This is a genomic window from Massilia sp. DWR3-1-1 (assembly GCF_049898325.1).
Lineage (GTDB): Bacteria > Pseudomonadota > Gammaproteobacteria > Burkholderiales > Burkholderiaceae_D > JAFCUW01.
On record NZ_JAFCXL010000002.1, the window covers coordinates 188,905 to 209,710 of the forward strand.

22 protein-coding genes are annotated in these 20,806 nt (G+C 65.2%); 8 read left to right on the top strand and 14 right to left on the bottom strand.

Annotation, left to right across the window (positions count from 1 at the left end; all coding sequences use genetic code 11):
- Positions 1-28 precede the first annotated feature (28 nt).
- The 8 genes from flgG to ACP7EY_RS03120 all read left to right on the top strand — a co-directional run bounded on the left by flgG (position 29) and on the right by ACP7EY_RS03120 (position 8,281).
- Entirely contained in the window at positions 29-811 is a 783-nt protein-coding gene (gene flgG, locus ACP7EY_RS03085; RefSeq protein WP_426190354.1) for a flagellar basal-body rod protein FlgG, read from the top strand.
- Complete coding sequence (locus ACP7EY_RS03090; RefSeq protein WP_426190356.1) at positions 808-1,461, top strand: flagellar basal body L-ring protein FlgH; 654 nt, start codon at positions 808-810, stop codon at positions 1,459-1,461. Before flgG ends, ACP7EY_RS03090 begins: the two co-directional genes overlap by 4 nt.
- An 11-nt stretch (positions 1,462-1,472) precedes the next feature.
- Positions 1,473-2,582: a flagellar basal body P-ring protein FlgI gene (locus ACP7EY_RS03095; RefSeq protein WP_426190358.1), complete on the top strand. Its 1,110-nt coding sequence runs from the start codon at positions 1,473-1,475 to the stop codon at positions 2,580-2,582.
- Positions 2,583-2,595: 13 nt separating this feature from the next.
- A complete protein-coding gene (flgJ, locus tag ACP7EY_RS03100) occupies positions 2,596-3,546 on the top strand; it encodes a flagellar assembly peptidoglycan hydrolase FlgJ (RefSeq protein ID WP_426190360.1) in 951 nt (316 codons plus the stop codon).
- A 107-nt stretch (positions 3,547-3,653) separates the two neighbouring features.
- The gene (gene flgK, locus ACP7EY_RS03105; protein WP_426190362.1) at positions 3,654-5,630 is read left to right on the top strand and encodes a flagellar hook-associated protein FlgK; all 1,977 of its coding nucleotides are present in this window, start codon (positions 3,654-3,656) and stop codon (positions 5,628-5,630) included.
- A gap of 12 nt (positions 5,631-5,642) precedes the next feature.
- Complete coding sequence (gene flgL / locus ACP7EY_RS03110) at positions 5,643-6,863, top strand: flagellar hook-associated protein FlgL (protein WP_426190364.1); 1,221 nt, start codon at positions 5,643-5,645, stop codon at positions 6,861-6,863.
- Positions 6,864-7,052: 189 nt separating this feature from the next.
- A complete protein-coding gene (locus tag ACP7EY_RS03115) occupies positions 7,053-7,637 on the top strand; it encodes a flavodoxin family protein (protein ID WP_426190366.1) in 585 nt (194 codons plus the stop codon).
- Positions 7,634-8,281, top strand: a complete 648-nt coding sequence (locus ACP7EY_RS03120; protein ID WP_426190368.1) for a nitroreductase family protein — start codon at positions 7,634-7,636, stop codon at positions 8,279-8,281. The genes ACP7EY_RS03115 and ACP7EY_RS03120 overlap by 4 nt, the downstream gene beginning before the upstream one ends.
- Before the next feature lie 79 nt (positions 8,282-8,360).
- Here ACP7EY_RS03120 and ACP7EY_RS03125 read toward each other — a convergent pair whose 3' ends face one another.
- From ACP7EY_RS03125 to fliI, 14 genes are all read right to left on the bottom strand, one after another.
- On the bottom strand, positions 8,361-9,590 hold the full coding sequence (locus tag ACP7EY_RS03125; RefSeq protein WP_426190370.1) for an ABC transporter permease: 1,230 nt from the start codon (positions 9,588-9,590) through the stop codon (positions 8,361-8,363).
- Complete coding sequence (locus ACP7EY_RS03130) at positions 9,583-10,311, bottom strand: ABC transporter ATP-binding protein (RefSeq protein ID WP_426190372.1); 729 nt, start codon at positions 10,309-10,311, stop codon at positions 9,583-9,585. The genes ACP7EY_RS03125 and ACP7EY_RS03130 overlap by 8 nt, the downstream gene beginning before the upstream one ends.
- Positions 10,308-11,561, bottom strand: coding sequence for an efflux RND transporter periplasmic adaptor subunit (locus ACP7EY_RS03135; RefSeq protein ID WP_426190374.1), 1,254 nt, complete (start codon positions 11,559-11,561; stop codon positions 10,308-10,310). Before ACP7EY_RS03135 ends, ACP7EY_RS03130 begins: the two co-directional genes overlap by 4 nt.
- Positions 11,558-12,280 carry a YIP1 family protein gene (locus ACP7EY_RS03140; protein WP_426190376.1) on the bottom strand — a complete coding sequence of 241 codons (723 nt, stop codon included), beginning with the start codon at positions 12,278-12,280 and terminating at the stop codon, positions 11,558-11,560. The genes ACP7EY_RS03135 and ACP7EY_RS03140 overlap by 4 nt, the downstream gene beginning before the upstream one ends.
- A 139-nt stretch (positions 12,281-12,419) precedes the next feature.
- The gene (gene fliR, locus ACP7EY_RS03145; RefSeq protein WP_426190378.1) at positions 12,420-13,244 is read right to left on the bottom strand and encodes a flagellar biosynthetic protein FliR; all 825 of its coding nucleotides are present in this window, start codon (positions 13,242-13,244) and stop codon (positions 12,420-12,422) included.
- 24 nt (positions 13,245-13,268) lie between these two features.
- Positions 13,269-13,538, bottom strand: a complete 270-nt coding sequence (gene fliQ, locus ACP7EY_RS03150; protein ID WP_426190380.1) for a flagellar biosynthesis protein FliQ — start codon at positions 13,536-13,538, stop codon at positions 13,269-13,271.
- 19 nt (positions 13,539-13,557) lie between these two features.
- Complete coding sequence (gene fliP / locus ACP7EY_RS03155) at positions 13,558-14,322, bottom strand: flagellar type III secretion system pore protein FliP (RefSeq protein WP_426190382.1); 765 nt, start codon at positions 14,320-14,322, stop codon at positions 13,558-13,560.
- 4 nt (positions 14,323-14,326) lie between these two features.
- A complete protein-coding gene (gene fliO, locus ACP7EY_RS03160; protein WP_426190384.1) occupies positions 14,327-14,929 on the bottom strand; it encodes a flagellar biosynthetic protein FliO in 603 nt (200 codons plus the stop codon).
- Positions 14,926-15,342 (bottom strand): flagellar motor switch protein FliN, encoded by a 417-nt coding sequence (gene fliN / locus ACP7EY_RS03165; RefSeq protein ID WP_426190386.1) that lies wholly within the window; start codon positions 15,340-15,342, stop codon positions 14,926-14,928. The genes fliO and fliN overlap by 4 nt, the downstream gene beginning before the upstream one ends.
- An 88-nt stretch (positions 15,343-15,430) precedes the next feature.
- Entirely contained in the window at positions 15,431-16,411 is a 981-nt protein-coding gene (fliM, locus tag ACP7EY_RS03170; RefSeq protein WP_426190388.1) for a flagellar motor switch protein FliM, read from the bottom strand.
- 40 nt (positions 16,412-16,451) lie between these two features.
- Positions 16,452-16,940, bottom strand: coding sequence for a flagellar basal body-associated protein FliL (gene fliL / locus ACP7EY_RS03175; protein WP_426190390.1), 489 nt, complete (start codon positions 16,938-16,940; stop codon positions 16,452-16,454).
- Between the two features lie 229 nt (positions 16,941-17,169).
- Positions 17,170-18,675, bottom strand: coding sequence for a flagellar hook-length control protein FliK (locus ACP7EY_RS03180; RefSeq protein ID WP_426190392.1), 1,506 nt, complete (start codon positions 18,673-18,675; stop codon positions 17,170-17,172).
- 205 nt (positions 18,676-18,880) lie between these two features.
- Positions 18,881-19,321, bottom strand: a complete 441-nt coding sequence (gene fliJ / locus ACP7EY_RS03185; RefSeq protein ID WP_426190394.1) for a flagellar export protein FliJ — start codon at positions 19,319-19,321, stop codon at positions 18,881-18,883.
- A gap of 34 nt (positions 19,322-19,355) precedes the next feature.
- Positions 19,356-20,777: a flagellar protein export ATPase FliI gene (fliI, locus tag ACP7EY_RS03190; RefSeq protein WP_426190746.1), complete on the bottom strand. Its 1,422-nt coding sequence runs from the start codon at positions 20,775-20,777 to the stop codon at positions 19,356-19,358.
- Between the last annotated feature and the right edge of the window lie 29 nt (positions 20,778-20,806).

A 20,806-nucleotide genomic window follows, 5' to 3' on the forward strand; every position in this document is an offset into this window, starting at 1 on the left:
TTCGTCTGCCACGTTACTGGAGAAGCGCATGATTCGTTCCCTTTATATCGCCAAGACGGGCCTGGAAGCACAGCAGACCAATCTGGACGTCATCAGCAATAACCTGGCCAACGTCAGCACCAACGGCTTCAAGCGCTCGCGCGCCGTGTTCGAAGATTTGCTGTACCAAAATGTCCGCCAGCCGGGCACCCAATCGTCGCAGCAGACGGCGCTGCCATCGGGCATGCAGATCGGTACCGGCGTGCGCACGGTCGCCACCGAGCGCATCCACACCCAGGGCAATCCCCAGTCCAGCGGCAATTCGAAAGACCTGATGATCAACGGCTCGGGTTTTTTCAATGTCCTCATGCCCGACGGTACCGCCGCCTACACGCGCGACGGCTCCTTCCAGAGCGACAGCAACGGCCAGCTCGTCACCTCGTCCGGTTTCGTCATCCAGCCGGCCATCACGGTGCCCGCCAATGCGCTCTCGATCACGGTCGGTCGCGACGGCGCCGTCTCCGTCACCACCGCCGGCACGTCGGCGCCCACCCAGATCGGCACGATCCAGGTGACCACCTTCGTCAACCCGGCGGGCCTGGAGTCGAAAGGGGAAAACCTGTACGTCGAGACGGGTTCCTCCGGCAGCCCCAACACCAATACCCCCGGCACCAATGGCGCCGGCGTGCTGATGCAGGGCTATGTCGAAACCTCCAACGTCAACGTGGTCGAGGAAATGGTCAACATGATCCAGACCCAGCGCGCTTACGAAATCAACAGCAAGGCGATCACGACGTCCGATCAGATGCTGGCCAAATTGTCCCAATTATGAAAACCTTTCTTGTCCTTCCGCTGGCCCTGGTCGCACTGCTGGCCGGTTGCGCCACCACCCCCACCACCATCACCGCCCGCGCCGCTCCCGTGCGCGGCGTGGCGGGCGACCTGCCGCCGCCGTCGAACGGCGCCATCTACCAGGCGTCGACCTTCCGACCCATGTTCGAAGACCGCAAGGCGCGCCATATCGGCGATATTTTGAACATCGCGATTGTCGAAAAAACCGCCGCCGTCAAGGCCGGCGCCAGCTCGGGCAACAAGTCCGGTTCCGTCAGCGCCGGCGTGCCCGGCCTGCTGCAGGGGCGCTTCGGCGCCACCGTCGCCGCGACGACCGCCAACAAGTTCGCCGATGGCGACAACCAGAGCGCCAGCAACACGTTCACGGGCAATATCGGCGTGACGGTGACGGAAGTGCTGCCGAACGGTAACCTGATCGTCTCCGGCGAAAAACAGGTGGCGATGAACAAGGGCGTCGAGTTCATCCGTTTTTCCGGCATGATCAATCCCGACACCATCCAGATGGGCAATACCGTCTCGTCCACCGTGGTGGCCGATGCGCGCGTCGAGTACCGCACCAACAGCCAGATCGACCGCGCCGAAATGACGGCGATGGCCTCGCGGTTCTTCCAGTCCTTGTTGCCATTCTGATGGGTGCCGCGATGACATGGAACGCTCCCCTGGCCGCCTGCGCACTCGCGCTGGGCCTGCTGCTGGCGCCGGCGGCGCAGGCCGAACGCCTGAAGGACCTGACCAGCATCGGCGGTGTGCGGCAGAATCAGTTGTCCGGCTACGGCATCGTGGTCGGCCTCGACGGCACCGGTGACCAGACCACCCAGACCCCGTTCACCGTGCAGTCGATCATGGCGATGCTCCAGCAGAAGGGCGTCAACCTGCCCGCCGGCACCAGCCTGCAGCTCAAGAACGTCGCCGCCGTGATGGTGACGGCTTCGCTGCCCGCGTTTGCCCAGCCGGGCCAGACCATCGACATCACCGTGTCGTCGATCGGCAATGCCAAGAGCCTGCGCGGCGGCACCCTGGTGATGACGCCCCTGCAAGGGGCCGACAACCAGGTCTACGCCATGGCCCAGGGCAACGTGCTGGTGGGCGGCGTGGGCGCGGCCGCCGGCGGCGCGCAAGTGCAGGTCAACCACCTCGCCGTGGGCAAGATTTCCGGCGGCGCCACCGTCGAGCGCGCAGTGGCGAACAGCCTGGGCGCTGACAACCAGATCCGCCTGGAACTCAACAGCACCGATTTCCTCACCGCCAGCCGGGTCGTCGAAGCGATCAACAACCATTTCGGACCGGGTATCGCCACCGCGCTGGACGGCCGCGTGATCCGCGTCCGGTCGCCCTCGTCGTCCGACCAGCGGGTGGCCTTCCTGGGCATCCTGGAAGGCCTGGAAGTGAGCCCGGCCACGGCCAATGCCAAGGTCATCATGAACGCCCGCACCGGTTCGGTGGTGATGAACCAGGCCGTGACGCTGGAAGCGTGCGCGATTTCGCATGGCAACCTGTCGATCACCATCACCCCGGACGCCCAGGTCAGCCAGCCCAATCCCGCCTCCAAGGGCCAGACCGTGGTGGTGCAGACGCCCACCATCGAAATCAAGAAGGATCCGGGCAAGGTCTTGCTGGTCAAGGGCGGCGCCTCGCTGGCCGAGGTGGTCAAGGCGATGAACGCGATCGGCGCCTCGCCACAGGATTTGCTGTCGATCTTGCAAGCTCTGAAAGCGGCAGGCTCCCTGCGCGCCGAGCTCGAGATCATTTAAAGGGGGTTCGACCATGGTAGCGGCCACCAACGATCTGTCGTCCCGCCTGGCCTTCGATAGCGCCGGCCTGGGCGGTTTGAAGCAAGCGGCCAAGGCCGGTTCGCCCGACGCCCTGAAGGCGGCGGCGACCCAGTTCGAGGCGATGTTCATCAACATGATGATGAAAAGCATGCGCGACGCCACCCCCCAGGACGGCGCGCTCGACAGCCAGCAGACCAAGACGTTTACCGCCATGCTCGACCAGCAGACCAGCCAGAACCTGGCCAAGCGGGGCATGGGCCTGGCCGATGTGCTGGTGCGACAGTTGAGCTCGCAAGCGGCAAACGCCCAGGCACTGGCGATCGGCGCCGAGCCGGGCGCGGCCACGCAATCGGGCATGCCGGCGCCGCTCAGCGCGGAGGCGATGATGAGTACGCCCGGTGCGCTGGCGGCGCGGGCCAGCGCGAGCGTGCCCTCGGCCTCGTCCGGCCTGTCGTCCGGCATCAGCGCCTCCGGCCGGGTCCAGGCGCCGCACGTGCGCTCGTTCCAGGACAAGGTGGGCGCCGATGCGGAAGCGGCCAGCAAGGCCACCGGCATTCCCGCCAAGTTCATGATCGGCCAGGCGGCGCTGGAGTCGGGCTGGGGCAAGCGCGAGATCAAGAACGCCGATGGCAGCAGCAGCCACAACCTGTTCGGCATCAAGGCCGGCCCCGGCTGGACCGGCAAGGTGGCCACCGCCGTCACCACCGAATACGTCAACGGCGTGCCGCAGACGCGGGTGGAAAAATTCCGCGCCTACGAGTCGTATGCCGACAGTTTCAAGGATTACGCCAATCTGCTGGCGAATAACCCCCGTTACGAAAAAGTGCTCGCCAGCGCCGGCGACGCCACCAAGTTCGCCCAGGGCCTGCAAAAAGCGGGGTATGCCACCGATCCCCTGTATGCTGCAAAATTGGGCAAAATCATTGCAAACTCGCTGGGCTGAGCGGTCACCGTTGACGGCCAACAATGCTTATTATCGAAACGACAAGTCAAGTTTTGCCCGATCATGCCGTTACCAGCTGTATCGCAGGCAAAGGAAAGTAATCAATCATGGCTGGAGATCTTCTCAATATAGGCAAGTCGGGGCTGTTTGCCGCCCAGGCCGGCCTCGCCACGACTGGCCATAACATTGCCAACGCCGGCGTGGCTGGCTACAGCCGCCAGACGGTGATCCAGGGCTCCCTGGGCGGGCAGAACGTCGGCTACGGCTTTGTCGGCAGCGGCACCCAGGTGACCGACATCAAGCGCTTTTCCGATTCTTTCCTGAATGCCCAGGTGCGCAGCGCCCAGGCCACCAGCAGCGCCTTGACGGCGTACGGCAGCCAGGCCAGTCAGATTGACAACATGCTCGCCGACAGCACCAGTGGCCTGTCGCCCGCCTTGCAGGATTTCTTCAAGTCGGTGCAGGATGTCAGCGCCAGCGCCGGCTCGACCGCCTCGCGCCAGGCCTTCCTGTCGAGTGCCGATTCGCTGGCCACGCGGTTCCAGAGCATGAGCACGCAGCTCGACGATATCAAGAGCGGGGTCAACACCCAGATCACGGCCAATGTCGCCTCGATCAATTCCTACGCCGGCCAGATCGCCACCCTGAACTCGCAGATCGGCGCCCTGTCGAGCACCGGCGCCACGCCGAACGACCTGATCGACGCGCGCGACCAGTTGCTGCTCGAATTGAACAAGCACGTCAAGGCCACTTCCGCGCCCGGCAGCAGCAACACCGTCACCGTGACGATCGGTTCCGGCCAGCCGCTGGTGGTGGGCGAGCGCGCGTACCAGCTGGCCGCCGTTCCCAGCCCCGACGATGCCTCGCGCATGGCGGTGGCGTATGTGACGGGCAACCGCACCACGGTGATGGCCGATGCCGCCCTCACCGGTGGCGAGCTGGGCGGCCTGCTCGAGTTCCGCAGTTCGACCCTGGACGGCGCCCAGAACGCCCTGGGCCGGGTGGCCATCACCCTGGCCGCCAGTTTCAACGCCCAGCAGGCGCTGGGCCAGACCGCCAGCGGCAAGCTGGGCGACAAACTGTTCGCCGACGCCACGCCGCTGGTGCTCAGCAACGACAACCCGGTTGCCGATCCGGTGTCGCCGACGGCCGTCGCGGTGACGGTCAGCGACGTCTCCAAGCTCACCACCAGCGACTATTCGGTCGACTACGACAGCGTCAACAGCCGCTTCACGGTGACCCGGCTGTCCGACAAGCAGCGCACCGACCTGCCGGCATATACACAGCCGGGGCCGCAGTCGGTCGACATCGACGGCCTCAGTTTCAGCATCTCCGGCATCCAGGCGCAGGGCGACAGCTTCACGGTGCGCCCGACCGCCAACGGCGCCGCCAACTTCAAGCTGCTCACCCACGACGTGGGCGCCATCGCCGCCGCCGCCCCCGTTATTTCCGGCGCCACCATCGGCAACAAGGGCAGCGTCAAGGTGGGCGAAGCGACCGTCGACAAGACCTTCCTGACCACGGCGGCCAGCTTTGCGCCCTCGACGCTGAGCTACCAGGTCAATACCAACTCACTGAGCGGTTTTGCCGCCGGCCAGGTGGTGACGGTCAAGACGGCGGCCGGTTCGACCGCCTACACGGCCGGCACCAACACCATTCCTTATGTGGACGGCGCCACGTACAGTTTCGATGGCGTGTCGATGAGCATGTCCGGCACCCCGATCGACGGCGACAGCTTCACGGTGGCGCGCACGGCCATCGGCGGCAACGACAACCGCAACATGCTGGCAATGGGCCAGCTGCAATCTAAAACCCTGCTCGACAATGGCTCGGCCACCCTGCAGGGCGCGTTTGCCCAGTTGGTCAGCACGGTGGGCAACAAGACCCGCGAAGTGCAGGTGAGCAATGCTGCCGCCACCACGTCGCTGGCCCAGGCCACCGCGATTCAGCAAAGCGTGTCGGGCGTCAATCTTGACGAAGAAGCCGCCAACCTGCTCAAGTACCAGCAGGCCTACCAGGCGGCAGGCAAGGTCATGCAGATCGCCAGTTCCCTGTTCGACACCTTGCTGTCGCTCGGCCGCTAACCAAGGATTATCATGCGTATCAGCACCAATTCGATGTACGCCGCCTCAAGCACCCAACTGGGCACGCTGCAGACCCAGCTGGCGCGCACGCAAATGCAGTTGTCGACCAACAAGAAGTTGCTGGCGCCGTCGGACGACCCGATCGCCTCGGCGCGCGCGCTCGAAGTGACGCAGTCGCAGTCGATCAACAGCCAGTTCGCCACCAACCGCGCCAACGCCCGCTCGTCGCTGTCGCAGGAAGAGGTGGTGCTGTCGGGCGTGCAATCGCTGATCCAGGACGTTCAGGGCATCGCCGTGGCCGCCGGCGGTGGCACCAATGCCGCCGCCGACCGCACCACCTACGCCAACGAATTGCAGGGTCGGCTGGACGACCTGATTGCGCTGGCCAACAGTTCCGACGGCAATGGCGGTTACGTGTTTTCGGGCTTTCGCTCATCGACCCCGCCGTTCGTCAAGAATGGCGCGGCGGTCGACTACAACGGCGACCAGGGCGAAGTGCAGCTGCAGGTGGCCGGCGCGCGCAAGCTGGCCATCAACGACGCGGGCAGCTCGGTGTTTACCGGCATCGCCACCGCCAACGGCACCTTCGCCACCGCCGCCAATCCCAGCAACACGGGCACCGGCGTGGTCAGTAGCGGCAGCGTGGTCAACCCCAGCGCGCTCACGGGCCGCAACTACAGTCTCGATTTCGCCGTCACCAACACGGGCGCGACCACCTACACCATCACCGACCAGTCGGCCGCGCCGCCTGTCGCCATGGTCAGTGGCGCCAGTTATCTTGCCGGCCAGGCGATCACGGTGGCCGGCCAGCAGTTCGACATCAAGGGCACGCCGGGCGATGGCGACCAGTTCACCGTCAAGCCCAGCGACCGCCAGTCGCTGTTTACCACCGTCAGCAAGCTGATCGACACCCTGCGCGCGCCGGCCACCACCGACAAGGAAAAGGCGACGCTCGACAAGGGCCTGCAGGACGCCATCGGCAACCTGGCGCTGGGCCTGGACAATGTGCTGGCGGTGCGCTCGTCGGTGGGCTCGCGCATGAAAGAGCTCGATTCGCTCGACTCGATCGGCAGCGACATCGATCTGCAATATGCGGCCACCTTGTCGGGCCTGCAGGACCTGGACATCGTCTCGGCCATCTCGATGTTTTCGCAGCAGACCCAGACGCTGCAGGCGGCGCAAAAAACCTTCACGTCCATCTCGGGGCTGTCGCTGTTTAATTACATCAGCTGATCGCGCCAGCGCTGGCGCGCTCACCCGTCCCCCGGTCCAGGCTGGCGGGCGGGTTTTTTCATGGCGGTGCGCCACTTTCACTGTGGTCCCAGGCATCATTAGTAGTTGATATTTCTCAAACGCGCGCAAGAACTTGGGAGGTCGGCACCGGTCCAACGCATATCGATGTTCGCTGGAGTTGGAGGCATCATGGATCCCTGCCTGATCGTCTATTACTCGCGTTCCGGGGTCACGGCCACCGTGGCCCGGGCCATTGCCGAAGTGTGCGGCGCCGAGCTCGAAGCCTTGCGCGCGGTGCAACCCATCACTGGCGTGCCCGGCTATCTGCGCGCCGCGTGGCAAGCCCTGAGCGGGCAACCGGCGCCCATTGCGCCCTTGCGGCACAGTGCCGACGCCTATCCGCTGCTGTTGCTGGGGACACCCGTGTGGGCGGGTCACATGAGTTCACCGATCCGGCAGTACATCCTGCAGCAGCGTCCGTATTTTCGCGACGTGGCGCTGTTTTGCACCATGGGCGGCAGCGGCGGCGCGTCCGTCATGCAGGCCATGGCGGGCCTGTGTCAGCGCGAGCCGCTGGCCACCCTGTGCCTGCGCGAGCAGGACGTGCGGGCCGGCCGCCATGTCGATGCCGTGCGCGACTTCGCCGCCTCGCTGGCGCTGCGCCGCCTGCAGCGTGGCGGCGCCGATGGCCAGGCCGCCGGCCAGCAAGCGCCCCTGCAAACGCCCGCCTCGTCGGCGCCGGGCGGTTCTGCCGTTTCGGGCAGTGCCCCATGAGCACGCCCACGCTCCTGTCGGCCGATGCCGACCTGCACCAACTGCCGCCCCACGAGGCGGCCAGCGGTATGACTGCGCTGGGCCAGGCGCTGTTGCAGGTGCTTGCACAACGGCACAGCGAACGGGAGTTTGCGCCCACCCCGCTGTCAACCGCGCTGCTGGGACAGTTGCTGTGGGCCGCTGGCGGGGTCAACCGCGACGACACGGGCTTGCGCACCAATCCCACGGCCAAGAACTGGCAGGAAATCGATGTTTATGTCGCCCGCGAGGACGGCCTGTTTTTGTACGAGGCCGCTGGCAATGCCTTGCGCAAGTTAAGCAGCGACGACCTGCGCGGGGCCACCGGCTGGCAAGACTTCGTCGCCCAGGCCCCCGTCAACCTGGTTTATGTCGCCGACCTGGCCCGCATGGACCACGCGCCCACAAGGGAGCAAAAATTCTATGCCGCGCTCGATACGGGCTACATCAGCCAGAACGTCTACCTGTTTTGCGCCGCCCAGGGCCTGGCCACCGTGGCGCGTGCCTGGGTCGACCGTCCCGCGCTCGCCGGCGCCATGCACTTGCGCGAAGGGCAGCGGATTATCCTGGCGCAGTCGGTCGGCTATCCCCGCCATCCGAAGCGGAGCGCTGGGCTGCCCCATTAAACATCGGCGCCAGGCATCAGCACTGTCGAGGGATAGTCAGGTAGGTCGTCATCGCCTGTCGCTGCGCGCCCCCAGCACCTTACTCGTAACGCAGGGCATCGATCGGATTCAAATTCGCCGCCTTGGCAGCGGGCATGATGCCAAACACGATGCCGACCATGCTCGAGAAGCCGAAGGCCATCAGCACCGCCCACCACGGCACCACGGCGTCCGGAAAATCGGGAATCATGCGGGAGGCGCCAAAGCCCAGCGCATAGCCCAGCACCAGGCCAATCAGGCCGCCCAGCACGGACAGCAAGGTCGCCTCAAGCAGAAATTGCAGCAAGATATGGTGGCGCTGCGCGCCCAGCGCCTTGCAGATGCCAATTTCGCGCGTGCGTTCGGTGACCGACACGAGCATGATATTCATGATGCCGATGCCACCCACCAGCAACGACACGCCGACAATCCCGCCCAGTACCATGGTCATCATGGCGATGATGGCATTGAAGGTTTCCGTCATTTCCTGGGACGTCTCGACCTTGAAATCATTGGCTTGGCCTGGCTTCAGGCGGTGCGTGTTGCGTAGCAGGGAATTGAGGCGTCCTTGCACGATTTCGAGTTGCTCGATTTCATTGACGGTAAAACTGATATTGATGTCCAGCCTGGAATCATTGCCGGCAATGGCCATGCCGACCGAAAACGGGATCAGGATATAGTCGTCGCGCGACATGCCCAGTGTTTCGCCCCGTTCCTCGCCCACGCCGATAATCTTGAACCATTCGTCGCCCACTTCGATGAACTGGCCGATGGGGCTGCCACTGAGCTTCAGGTTTTCCAGCACTTTGGCGCCGATAAAACACACCCGCCGGCGCGACACATCGTCGCTGCCGCTGATGAAGCGGCCCGTGGCAGGAAAAACCTGGTTGGCCTTTTCATAGGCGCTGGTGACGGCGCGCACCTGGGTGAAGGCGGACTGGCCCGCATGGCGCACCGTGGTGCCAAACTGGCCGAACGGCCCGAACTGGGGCGAAACGTGGCTGATGTCGTCGATATGGGCGATGATGGTTTCATAGTCCTTCAGGCCCAGCACGTTGTGCTTGCCCTGCAGCGCTTCTTCGAACGGGGTATAGGACTTGATCGACAGGCCGTTGGCGCCCATGTCCTTGAACTGGCTGCTGATCGAGGCCGACAGGCCCTGCACCATCGATACCACGGCAATCACGGAGGCGACGCCGATGATGATGCCCAGCGAAGTCAGAAAGCTGCGGAAACTGTGTGCGCGGATGCTCTGCAGGGCCGACCGCAAACTTTCCAGGATGCTAAACACCGGCCCGCTCCCCGTGGCCCTGGCGGGGCGGGTTCTGCACGTCGCTCTGGACGCGGCCGTCGTGCAGGCGTACCGCACGGCGGCAATGGGCGGCGATATCGGCTTCGTGGGTGACCACGATGACGGTCTGGCCTTCCCCGTGCAGGGTGTCGAACAGGGCCATGATGTCGGCCGCGGTGCTCGAATCGAGGTTGCCGGTGGGCTCGTCGGCCAGCAGGATCGATGGTTCGCTGCACAGCGCCCGGGCGATGGCCACGCGCTGGCGCTGGCCGCCCGACAACTGGTTCGGCAAGTGGTCCTGGCGTTTTTCCAGGCCGACCCGCGCCAGTGCCTCGCGCGCGCGGCGCGCCCGTTCGGCCGGGCGCATGCCGCGGTAGATCAGCGGTTGCATGACGTTTTGCAGCGCCGTGGCGCGGGTGAGCAGGTTAAAACTCTGAAAGATGAAGCCGATTTCCAGGTTGCGCGTGTGCGCCAGTTCCGCCTCGCTCATGCCGGCCACGTCGCGCCCGTTGAGAAAATACTGGCCGTGGGTGGGCGTGTCGAGGCAGCCCAGGATATTCATCATGGTCGACTTGCCCGAGCCCGAGGCGCCGATGAAGGCAATATAGTCGTTGCGCATGATGCGCAGGTCGATCCCGTTGAGCGCGCAGATGGTCTCCTCGCCCATCTGGTAGTGCTTGGCGACCCCTTGCAGGCGGATCAGCGCGTCGTCCCCGTTCATGTCTTCGACTTGGCCGCTGCGCCCGCCCCGTCGACGCTGATGCGCTCGCCCTGTTTCAGGCGCCGCAGGGTTTTATACGGGCCCGTGATCACCGGATCGCCCGCCGCCACGCCGCTGAGGATCTGCTGCTGGCTGTCGTCGGACAGGCCCAGCGTCACGATGCGCCGGTCGGCCTTGCCATCCTTGATCACAAACACGTAGTTTTCCGTCTTGACGGCGATCCGGGTCTTCTTGTCGCCCTTTTTGGGCGCCAGTTCGGTGTTCTCGTCGTTGTTCGACAGCACCGCCTGCAGGGGCAGCGACAGCGATTTACCGCTGCTGGCGGTAAAAATCTCGGCCCGGCAGGTCATGCCCGGGCGCAAAATCAAGCCCTTGCTGTCGGCCAGTTTCACCTTGATGTTGTAGTTGCGCGCCAGCGAGGTGTTGCCCTGGCCCTGGGCCGTGGCATTTTGTTTGGGCGAGAGGGGAATGGCCAGTACGGTTCCCTTGATCGCCACCTCGGGATAGGCGGCGGTATGGATGGCCACCTCCTGGCCCACGCCCACCTGGGCGATGTCGGCCTCATCGACGTTCACTTCGGTGATCATGGTGTCCGTGTTGGCAATCGTCAGCAGGCTCGACCCGGCGATGCCCACCTGGCTCGCTACCGCTGTTTCGCCCACCTTGATGTTCAGGGCGGTGATGGTGCCGGCGATGGGCGCGGCGATATTCGTCTTGGCCAGCCGCTCCCTGGCCTGCTTCAGGATGGCATCGACCTGCTCCAGGCGCGAACGGGCATTGCGCAGATCGATGCCGGCCAGTTCGACGGCATACCGGGCGTCGTCGATGGCCGAATCGGCCAGCATCTTCATCTTGTGCAGTTCGACCTTGCGGCGATACTGGTTTTGCTGGTTCGCCAGGTTCAGTTGTTGCTGCTCGATGGCGATGCGCTGTTGCCGCACCGCCGCCTCTTGCTGCGCCACTTCGGCGCGGTAGCTCTGGTCGTCCAGGTGCATCAGCAAATCGCCCCTGGCCACATGCTGGCCTTCCTTGACGAAGATGGTGCTGACCTTGCCGATCACTTCCGGCGACAGCAGCACCTGCTCTTCATAGAGCAGGTGGCCGGAGGCGAGGATCGACGACTTGATGTCGTGGTAAGCGATCGCCTCGACGTCGACGGCCTGGGCGGGATCGCTGCGGGTCACCTTGAGGAGCACCGGCACGCACAGCAGCACCAGCACGCCCGCCCCCACGAGATACTTGCGCTTCATGCTGCCTTGCTCAGTGCAAATGCGAGCCAGGCGCCGTAGATGATCACGTAGGGAATCAGCACCACCTTGAGCGCCACCGCGCGCGCGACCCGGGCCCAGCTCTGGAAGCCGATCACCATCAACACGGCGCTCCAGATGCTGATCACATTCACGCTTTCCAGCAGCGAGGCCATCGGGTCGCCCATCGGCCGGTGGAACAGCAGGGTGTTCAGCGACAGTGGGTTGAGCTCGTAGATGCCCAGTTGGCCACCGGACGAGAGCAGGATCTGGATGGCGCCCAGTGGCAGTGTCAGCAGCGCCGGTACCGAGGCCCAGGCCGCCAGTGCAAAGCCGGCGCCGAAGGTGAATTCCTTGGCGTAGATTTTTCCGATAAACATGAAGTACACACCGACGAGGGCGAACATGACGGGCAGGCCGACCAGCGCCTGCGCCATGCCGGACACCATCAGCACTTGCCGGCTCATCACGGCGCGCGATTTCTCCCGCTGCGCCGCATCCTTGATGCCGGCAAACATTTGATCGAGCAGCCAGTCCACATCGACGATTTTGAAGTACCACAACAACAAGCCAGCCGAGCACAGCATCAGCAACAGCAGGGGCAACCAGGCGGCGCGGCGCTGCCGCAGCGCGGCGAATGCCTTGCCGGGCTCGTAGAACATGGCAATCAGGGCGGCGAAGGGCGAGGTGTTGCCGGTGTTGGCGGAGGTGGACAGTTCCATGATTTCCCGGTAAAGAAATGTGATCGAGACTGCGCTTGGGCAGTGCCCCCAGCGTGGCGTAACAGGCTGGTGAGCATTAGCATAACATGCCGTATTGCACTAAATGACAATCTTTTTATCGGCGCCGCCAGGCGCGGCGCTACTGTGGCAGCGGCGCCGGCGGCCGTGGCGCTGGCGTACGCGCCGTGGCAGTGCGTCCCAGCGAGCGGGTCGCCTCGATGCCCTGGTTGAACCAGTTCTGCAGCGGCATATTGAGGTAGGGCAGGGTGGTGGCGATGATCAGGAAGCCCACGGTGAGGGTGACGGGAAAGCCCACCCCGAACAGGTTCAGTTGGGGCGCCGCCCGCGTCAGGATGCCCAGCGCCACGTTGGTGAGCAACAGCGCGGCGACGATCGGCAGCGACAACTGCAGACCCGTGGTGAAAATTCGCCCACCCCAGCGCGCCAGTTCGAGCGGGGCGCCGGACGACATCGGCGTGGCCGAGATGGGCATGGTGATGAAACTTTCCGCCAGCGCTTCGAGCAGGACCAGGTGGCCGTTCATGGCCAGGAAGGCCATGGTGGCGATCAGGGTCAGCATCTGGCTGACGGCGGACGAGCGGCCGGCCGTGTTGGGGTCGAAAAAACTGGCAAAGCCCAGACCCATGGTCAGGCTGCTGACCTCGCCGGCCATTTCAATGGCGGCAAACACGATGCGCATGGTAAATCCCATCGCCAGGCCGATCAGCATTTCCTGCACCAGGATCAGCATGCCGGGCATCGACATGGGGTCGACGGCGGGGAAGGCGCCGATGGCCGGCGCCATGATGACGGCCAGCAAAACGCCCAGCGACACCTTGACGGACACGGGCACGGCCGTGTTGCCGAACAGGGGCGAGGCGGCGATCAGGCCGAGGATGCGCGAGAGCGGCCACAGCAACGCTGCCAGCCAGGCGTTCAGCTCGACGCTGGTGAGCGTGATCACGGGGAGACGAAGCGGGCGCGCAAGCTAGCCGATCAGGCCGGGAATGCCGTTGAACACCTGGCGCATGTAGTCGAGCATGACGGCCAGCATCCAGGGGCCGGCGACGATCAGGGCGACGAAGATGCCGATCAGTTTCGGGATGAACGACAGGGTTGCTTCGTTGATCTGGGTGGCGGCCTGGAAAATGCTGACGATCAGGCCGATGATCAGGGCCACCAGCAGCATGGGCGCGGCGACCATCAGCGTCACTTCCATGGCGTTGCGGCCCATTGTCATGACGGATTCGGGAGTCATGGCGTCTTTCTGTGGGGGTCTAGTAAAAACTCTGCGACAAGGAGCCCAGCATCAGCTGCCAGCCATCGACCAGCACGAACAGCATCAGCTTGAAGGGCAGCGAGATCACGGCCGGCGACATCATCATCATGCCCATTGACATCAGCACCGAGGCCACCACCATGTCGATGATCAGGAAGGGGATGAAAATCGCAAAGCCGATCTGAAAGGCCGTTTTCAGCTCGCTGGTGACGAAGGCGGGAATGAGTATGCGCAGCGGAATGTCTTCCGGCCCTTGCAGCGCCGGTGAACGCGAAATCTTGACGAACAGGGCCAGGTCCGCCTGGCGCGTCTGCTTGGTCATGAAGCTCTTCAGGGGCTCGACGCCTTTCTGCATCGCTTCCATCATCTGGATCTTGTTCTCTTGCAGGGGCAGGTAGGCATCCGTGTAAATCTTGTCGAAGGTGGGCCCCATCACGAACAGGGTCAGGAACAGGGCCAGTCCCACCATCACCTGGTTTGGCGGCGCCGACTGGGTGCCCAGCGCCTGGCGCAGCAGGGACAGGACGATGATGATGCGGGTAAAGCTGGTCATCATCAGCAGCGCCGCCGGCAGGAAGGTCAGTGCCGTCATCAACAGCAGCGTCTGCACCGGCAAACTGTAGGCGGTGCCGCCGCCTGGCGCGGGACTGCTGGTGAAGGCGGGGATGCCCGGTGCGGCCAGCGCCAGCGCGGGGACGGCCAGGGCGGCCAGGCCAGCGGCCAGCCACAGGTTTTTTTTCGATGCGATTGCCGTAGTTGCCATTACTTTAAGATCCATTGCCTGCGTCGCCATTGCGTCGGTCGAGCGTCTGTTTCAGCCATGCGGCAAAGCTCGGCGCACCTGGCTGGTGGGGATGCAGTGCGGCGCCCGCACCGGCTTGCCCGTCGCCTTGTTTCGGCATGGTTGCCAGTGCGTTGACCCGCCCGGGCGAGGCGCCCACCACGATCCACTGATCGCCCACTTCGACGACGATGATGCGTTCGCGTCCGCCCAGGTTCAGGCCGCCCACCATGCGAATATGGGCGGAGCCGCCCGTCGCCCTGGGGCCGTAGCGCTTCATGGCCCAGGCAAACAGGGCCAGCAGGCCCAGCACCACGCACAGGGCGAAAATGGTTTGCAACAGGCTGCCGGCGGCGGCGCCGGCGAAGGGCTGGACGGCGCCGGTGGCCGGCACTGGACCGGATACCGGCACTGGACCAGATGCCGGCACTGGACCGGATGCCGGGTCAGGCGCCGGCGTGCTCGCCAGGTCGGACGCCGCGCTGGTGGGGACGGTGGCAGTCGCCGGCGCCTGTCGCGCCTGGGCTGCGCCGCCCAGCAAGCAGGCGGCCAGCACGCAGGCGAAGAGGCGAGCGCGGCATGCCATCATTTGTTGAGTTTTCTGATCCGCTCGGAGGGCGTGATGATGTCGGTCAGGCGGATACCGAACTTGTCGTTGACCACCACCACCTCGCCCTGGGCGATCAGGCAGCCATTGACGAGCACATCCATCGGCTCGCCGGCCAGGCCGTCGAGCTCGACCACGGAGCCCTGCGCCAGTTGCAGCAGGTTCTTGATGGCGATCTTGGTGCGGCCCAGTTCCACCGTCAGCTGGACCGGGATATCGAGAATGAAATCGATGTCGTTGGGGGTGTCGCTACGGGTGCCCTTGCTGGAAAAATCCTTGAACACGGCCGCGCTGGCGGCCTGGTTCTGCAAGGCTTCGGCTTCCGCCTTGGCCTGCTCGGCAATCGCCGCGCCCCAGTCGTCGTCCATGCTTTGGTCGTCTTGATTGTCGGACATCGTGTTCTCCTGAGTTTCTGCAATATTGCTGCAACTGTTGCAACTGGTGCTGCTAGCGGCCGCCAGGCTGGCGCGGTCAATGGGGGGATTATTTCAATGATTCGCTGTTGGCCAGCAGCTTTTCGACCTTGAGCGCGTACTGCCCGTTCAACACGCCGTAGGTACAGTCCATCACCGGCACGCCATCGACGGTGGCCTGGATCAGTTCCGGCACGTTCAGGGGAATGATGTCGCCCACTTTCATGTTCAGGATATCGTCGAAGGAAGCGCGCCCGGTGCCCAGCGTGGCCACCATTTCCACCTCGGCCACCTGGATCTGCTGCGTCATCAGGCGGATCCAGCGCTTGTCCACTTCCAGCGCTTCGCCCTGCAGGCTGGAGGTGAGCGCGTCGCGGATCGGTTCGATCATCGAGTACGGCATGCAGAAGTGGATCTGGCCCGACACGGAGCCAAGCTCGACCGTAAACGTCGATGACACCACCACCTCGTTGGGTGTGGCGATGTTGGCAAACTGGGTGTTCATTTCCGAGCGGATGTACTCGAACTCGACGGGGAAGACGGGCTCCCACGATTTCGTGTAGGCCTCGAACACGATATCGAGAATGCGCAAGATGATGCGCTGCTCCGTTTGCGTGAAGTCGCGGCCCTCGACACGGGTGTGAAAGCGGCCATCGCCGCCGAACAGATTGTCCACCAGCAGGAACACCAGGCCCGGATCGAACACCATCAGGGCGGTGCCGCGCAGGGGCTTCATGTGGATCAGGTTCAGATTGGTGGGCACCACCAGGTTGCGGATGAATTCGCTGTATTTCGACACGCGCACCGAGCCGACCGACACTTCCGCGCTGCGGCGCAGGAAGTTGAACAGGCCCACCCGCAGCAGCCGGGCGAAGCGCTCGTTGATGATCTCGAGCGTCGGCATACGGCCGCGCACGATGCGTTCCTGGGTGGCCAGGTTATAGGTGCGGACACCCGAGGTTTCTTCGGGCGCGGCAGCGTCGTCCTGATCGCCGTTGACCCCCTTGAGAAGGGCATCAACTTCTTCCTGTGACAGGAAATTGTCGGCCATGAATCGTGTATCCGGTAAAAACTGCTGCTAACGGTGAAGGCTACTGGATAATGAACGCGGTAAACAACACGTCATCGACTTTTTGATCATCGCCCTTGGGCGTGAACGGCTCCTTGATGGAGGTGACGATTTCCTTGGCCAGTTGCTGCTTGCCCTCGACGGTGGAAATCTCCGAGGCCTTTTTGCCCGACAACAGCAGCAGTATGCGATTGCGCACCTTGGCCATGTTTGCCTTGATCAATTCCGCCTCTTTGGGCCCCTGCACCTGCAAGGTCATGGCAATTTGCAAGTACTGCGGCTCGCCTTCCGGCTGCAGATTGACCGTAAACGATTCGACTTGCAGGTATTCGGGCGGCTCGACCTTTTCCGTCTTGTGCGCCGGTGTAGCATGCTCGGCTTTCGGCTTCATCAGGAACCAGCCGGCGCCACCGCCACCGGCGAGCAGCAACACGGCGGCAATGATGATGATCTTCTTTTTCGATCCGCCTGCCGGCGCAGCGGCTGCCGCAGCTTTTGGGTCAGCTTTCATAGATGCATTTCACTTTCAAGGTACCAACAGCGGCGGGAATAGTTCACGCCGGTATTATGTCATTATCGGGAAAAAATAAGGCGGGCCATGCCTTGAAAAGAGACGTTTAATGCGCGCAACTTCAGTGCCAGTCACGGTTGCACGGCCTGCTTGCTAATTGATTGACAACTTATGTCCGTCGAATCAGCAATGTGGCAGCGCTTCGACGGGGCCGCGCTGCCGCCCGTGCTCAGGCAAAGGTGTCGACCGCGCCGCCGCCGCCCAGGATGCGCCCCGCGCGCGGCGCCACGTCGGCACCGGCCGCACTGGCCTTGCCGTCGCCACCGCCACCGCCACCGAAGCGGGCGCGCGCGCCCTGGCCGCTGGCCTGCTCGCCCTGGCGTTGCTGCGCCGAGCCATCGTTGACGCTGGCATTGCCCAACGACAAGCCGCTTTCGCTCATCATTTCGCGCAGGCGTGGCAGCGCCTGCTCGAGCGCTTCCCGCACTTCCGGCTGGGCCGCCGAGAACGTCACCTGGGCCTGGTCATTGCTCACGCTGAGCACCACCTGCATCGGTCCCATGTCGGGCGGATTGAGCGTCAAGGTGGCGCTGTGCTCCTGGCCCGCGGCCATCCAGATGATTTTCTGCCCCACCTGCTTGTCCCACGCGGGGGTGCCGACGGTGGCGGCCAGGCGGTCGGTCGGCGCGCCGGCCGCCTGCACCATCGACAGCGAGGCTTGCTGGACCGGCGCCGACAAGGGCGCGCCCGGCGCCGGCTCGCGCGCAGCGAGCGGATCGACGCTGCGCTCGGGAACGCGGGCGCTGACGGCATCGACGCTGGTCTGCAGCGTGCCGGCGAACGACCCCGCCTTGGGGGCGGCATCGAGTCCGGCGGCCGGTGCGGCGACGCCGGCGGGCGCGCCGGCCAGCGCCGCGCGCGCGTCCGCGGCTTTGCCGGGGGGGGCGCCGACGACGGCCGCATCGGCGGCGTTGTCGCCATCGGCCGACGCAGCGGCGCCTGCCCGGGCGCGCTCGAACAACTGCGGCAGTGCCTGGGCCACGTCGGCGGCCTTCGCGGGTGCGGCGGCGTCCGGAGCCGGGGCGGCGGCCGCCAGCACCGGCACCGCGGCCGGCACGGCGACCGGCGTCGCCACGGGTAGCGCACTGGCAGCAGCGGTGGTGTCGGCGGCGGCCAGCGGGTCGGCGCGTTTGGCGTCAGGCCGGCTCGAGGGCTGCGCCGTTGCCGGCTGGTTGAAACTGGCGACGATGGCAATCAGCGCGGCCATCGGACTGGCCGCGCCGAGATCGGCGTCGTCCTCGCTGGCGCTGGCGGAGGCGCCGGGCGCATCGGCCGCCTTGGCGCTGCCGCCGGCGGGCGCCGTGGTGGCGGTGGCGGCGGCATCCGCCGCGGTCAATGGATCGGCCGCGCGGTCTGCATCGGCCGCGCTGGCAGCATTCGCCGCCGTGGCCGTGGTCGACGCCGACGTTGACGGCGCGCTGCGCACGGGCGCGACGGGCGCCGGACTGGCCGCCGGCGCGGCCGGCACTGCCGCCGCGCTGTTGCTCGTCTTGACGGGGGTGCTGGAAGAGGGCGGCTGGGCCGCCGCCTGCTGCTGGCGCTGCTGCAACTGGCGCGACAGCGCCTGGGCGAACTGGGTGCCGTCGGCGGCCGCAGCGCCGGACTGGCGCTGCGGGATGCCGCCGTTGCTGGTGGTCGGGGGGGCGGCAAGCGTGGTGAGTGTCGAATTTTGCATGATCTGTCAGTCGTCGGTAAGAACCTGGGTCTAAGTGCCTATCCCAGTAGATTGGAGTCGCTGCTGCCGCGCCTGGCAAGCGGGGGCGGCGTTGCTCGTCGTTGCATGGCTAGCCATGCCGCCTCCTCGCGCCTGGCCCGCGCTTGCCAGTCATCGCCATCCGCTTCCTCCCCTCTACTGAGATAGGCACTAAGTGCAGCGCCAGTCATCTTTTATAGTAGGCCTGGCGGGCCGCGTGTTCGTCCATCTGCTTCTGGTCGCGCTTGTTCTCGACACGCAGCGTTTCGGCCGCGGCCCGCTCGCTCAGGGTGCGGTAGGACAGGCGTTTGCGCTCGCACACCTGCCACGTCGTTTTTGCCATCACGCTCTTCGCTTGCGCCTGCTTGACCACCTCGTGCTGGCCGTTGATGGCGTTGTCCAGCTTGCCCATGAACGCGACAAAATTGTGGTACGCCAGCGGGGTGATGCCGTTCATTTGCGCCGCTTCGAGTTTGCTGGCGTAGTCGTCGCGGTAGCCGTGCAACATCGTCAACTTCTGCTGCGCCTCGTCGACCGCCGCCAGTTCGGCGCCCAGCTTCTTGGCGGCGGCGTCGGTGTCACGCTGGGCCAGGCCGATCAGGGTTGTCAGTGCGGAGAGATTGGCCATGTTGCACAGTATAGAGCGGCGTCCTTACAGCCGATCAGCCGAACAGAGTGGTAAGTTGGCCCAAGCTCTGCAACATGTCTTCCTTGTCGTGGATCTCCTGGCACAGGAAGGTCTCGATCTTGTCGTGCAGGGCGATCGCCTGGTCGAGCACGGGATCGCTGCCGGACACGTAGGCGCCCACGCTGATCAGGTCGCGCGAGCGTTCGTAGCGCGAATACAGTTGCTTGAGTTTGCGCGCCGCCTGCTGGTGGGCGGTCGAGGTGATGCCATGCATGGCGCGGCTGATCGACTGTTCGATGTCGATGGCGGGATAGTGGCCCGCTTCGGCCAGGTGGCGGTCGAGCACGATGTGGCCGTCCAGGATACCGCGGGCGGCGTCGGCGATCGGGTCCTGCTGGTCGTCGCCCTCGGAGAGCACGGTATAAAAGGCGGTGATCGAGCCGCCGCCCTCGATGCCATTGCCGGCCCGTTCGACCAGCACCGGCAGCTTGGCGAATACGGACGGTGGATAGCCCTTGGTGGCGGGCGGCTCGCCGATCGCCAGCGCGATCTCGCGCTGCGCCATGGCGTAGCGGGTCAGCGAATCCATGATCAACAGCACGCTCTTGCCCTGGTCGCGGAAATGCTCGGCGATGGCCGTCGCATACGCCGCGCCCTGCAAGCGCATCAGCGGCGGGCTGTCGGCGGGCGCGGCCACCACGGCCGACCGGGCGCGCCCCTCCGGTCCCAGGATCTGTTCGATGAATTCCTTCACCTCGCGGCCCCGCTCGCCGATCAGGCCGACGACGATGACGTCGGCGGTGGTGTAGCGGGCGATCATCCCCAGCAGCACCGATTTGCCCACGCCGGTGCCGGCGAACAGGCCCAGGCGCTGGCCCCGGCCCACCGTCAGCATGGCGTTGATCGCCCGTACGCCGACGTCGAGGGTGTCGGTGATGGGCGCGCGGTCGAGCGGGTTGACGGGGCGCGCGTTGATCGGCGCCATTTCATCGGTGCCCAGCGGCCCCAGGCCGTCGAGCGGGCGGCCGGCGCCGTCGACCACGCGGCCCAGCAGCTTGATGCCAACCGGCAGATGGCGCGCGCGGTCGCTGGGCCGCCGGCGTGGATGGAGCACGCTGCCCGGGCGGGGAATCGAGGGCTCGACGGGGAACACGCGCGCGCCCGGTACCACGCCTTCGACGTCCGATTGCGGCATCAGGAACAGGCGCTCGCCGTCGAAGCCCACCACTTCGGCTTCGATGCGCACGCCCGAGGGCATCGGGATGGTGCAGGCGCTGCCCACCGCCAGGCGCAGGCCCACGCACTCCATCACCAGTCCGGCGACGCGGGTGACGCGGCCCGACACCTGCATCGGCTCGACGAAGCCGACCAGCGAATCGCAGTCGCGCAGGAAGGTTTTCCAGCGCGCCGTGTGGCCGTCGATGTCGGGCAAGCCGGTGGCGTAGGTGGCGTCCATGCCGCCGCGGGCGGGCACTTTGGACGCGC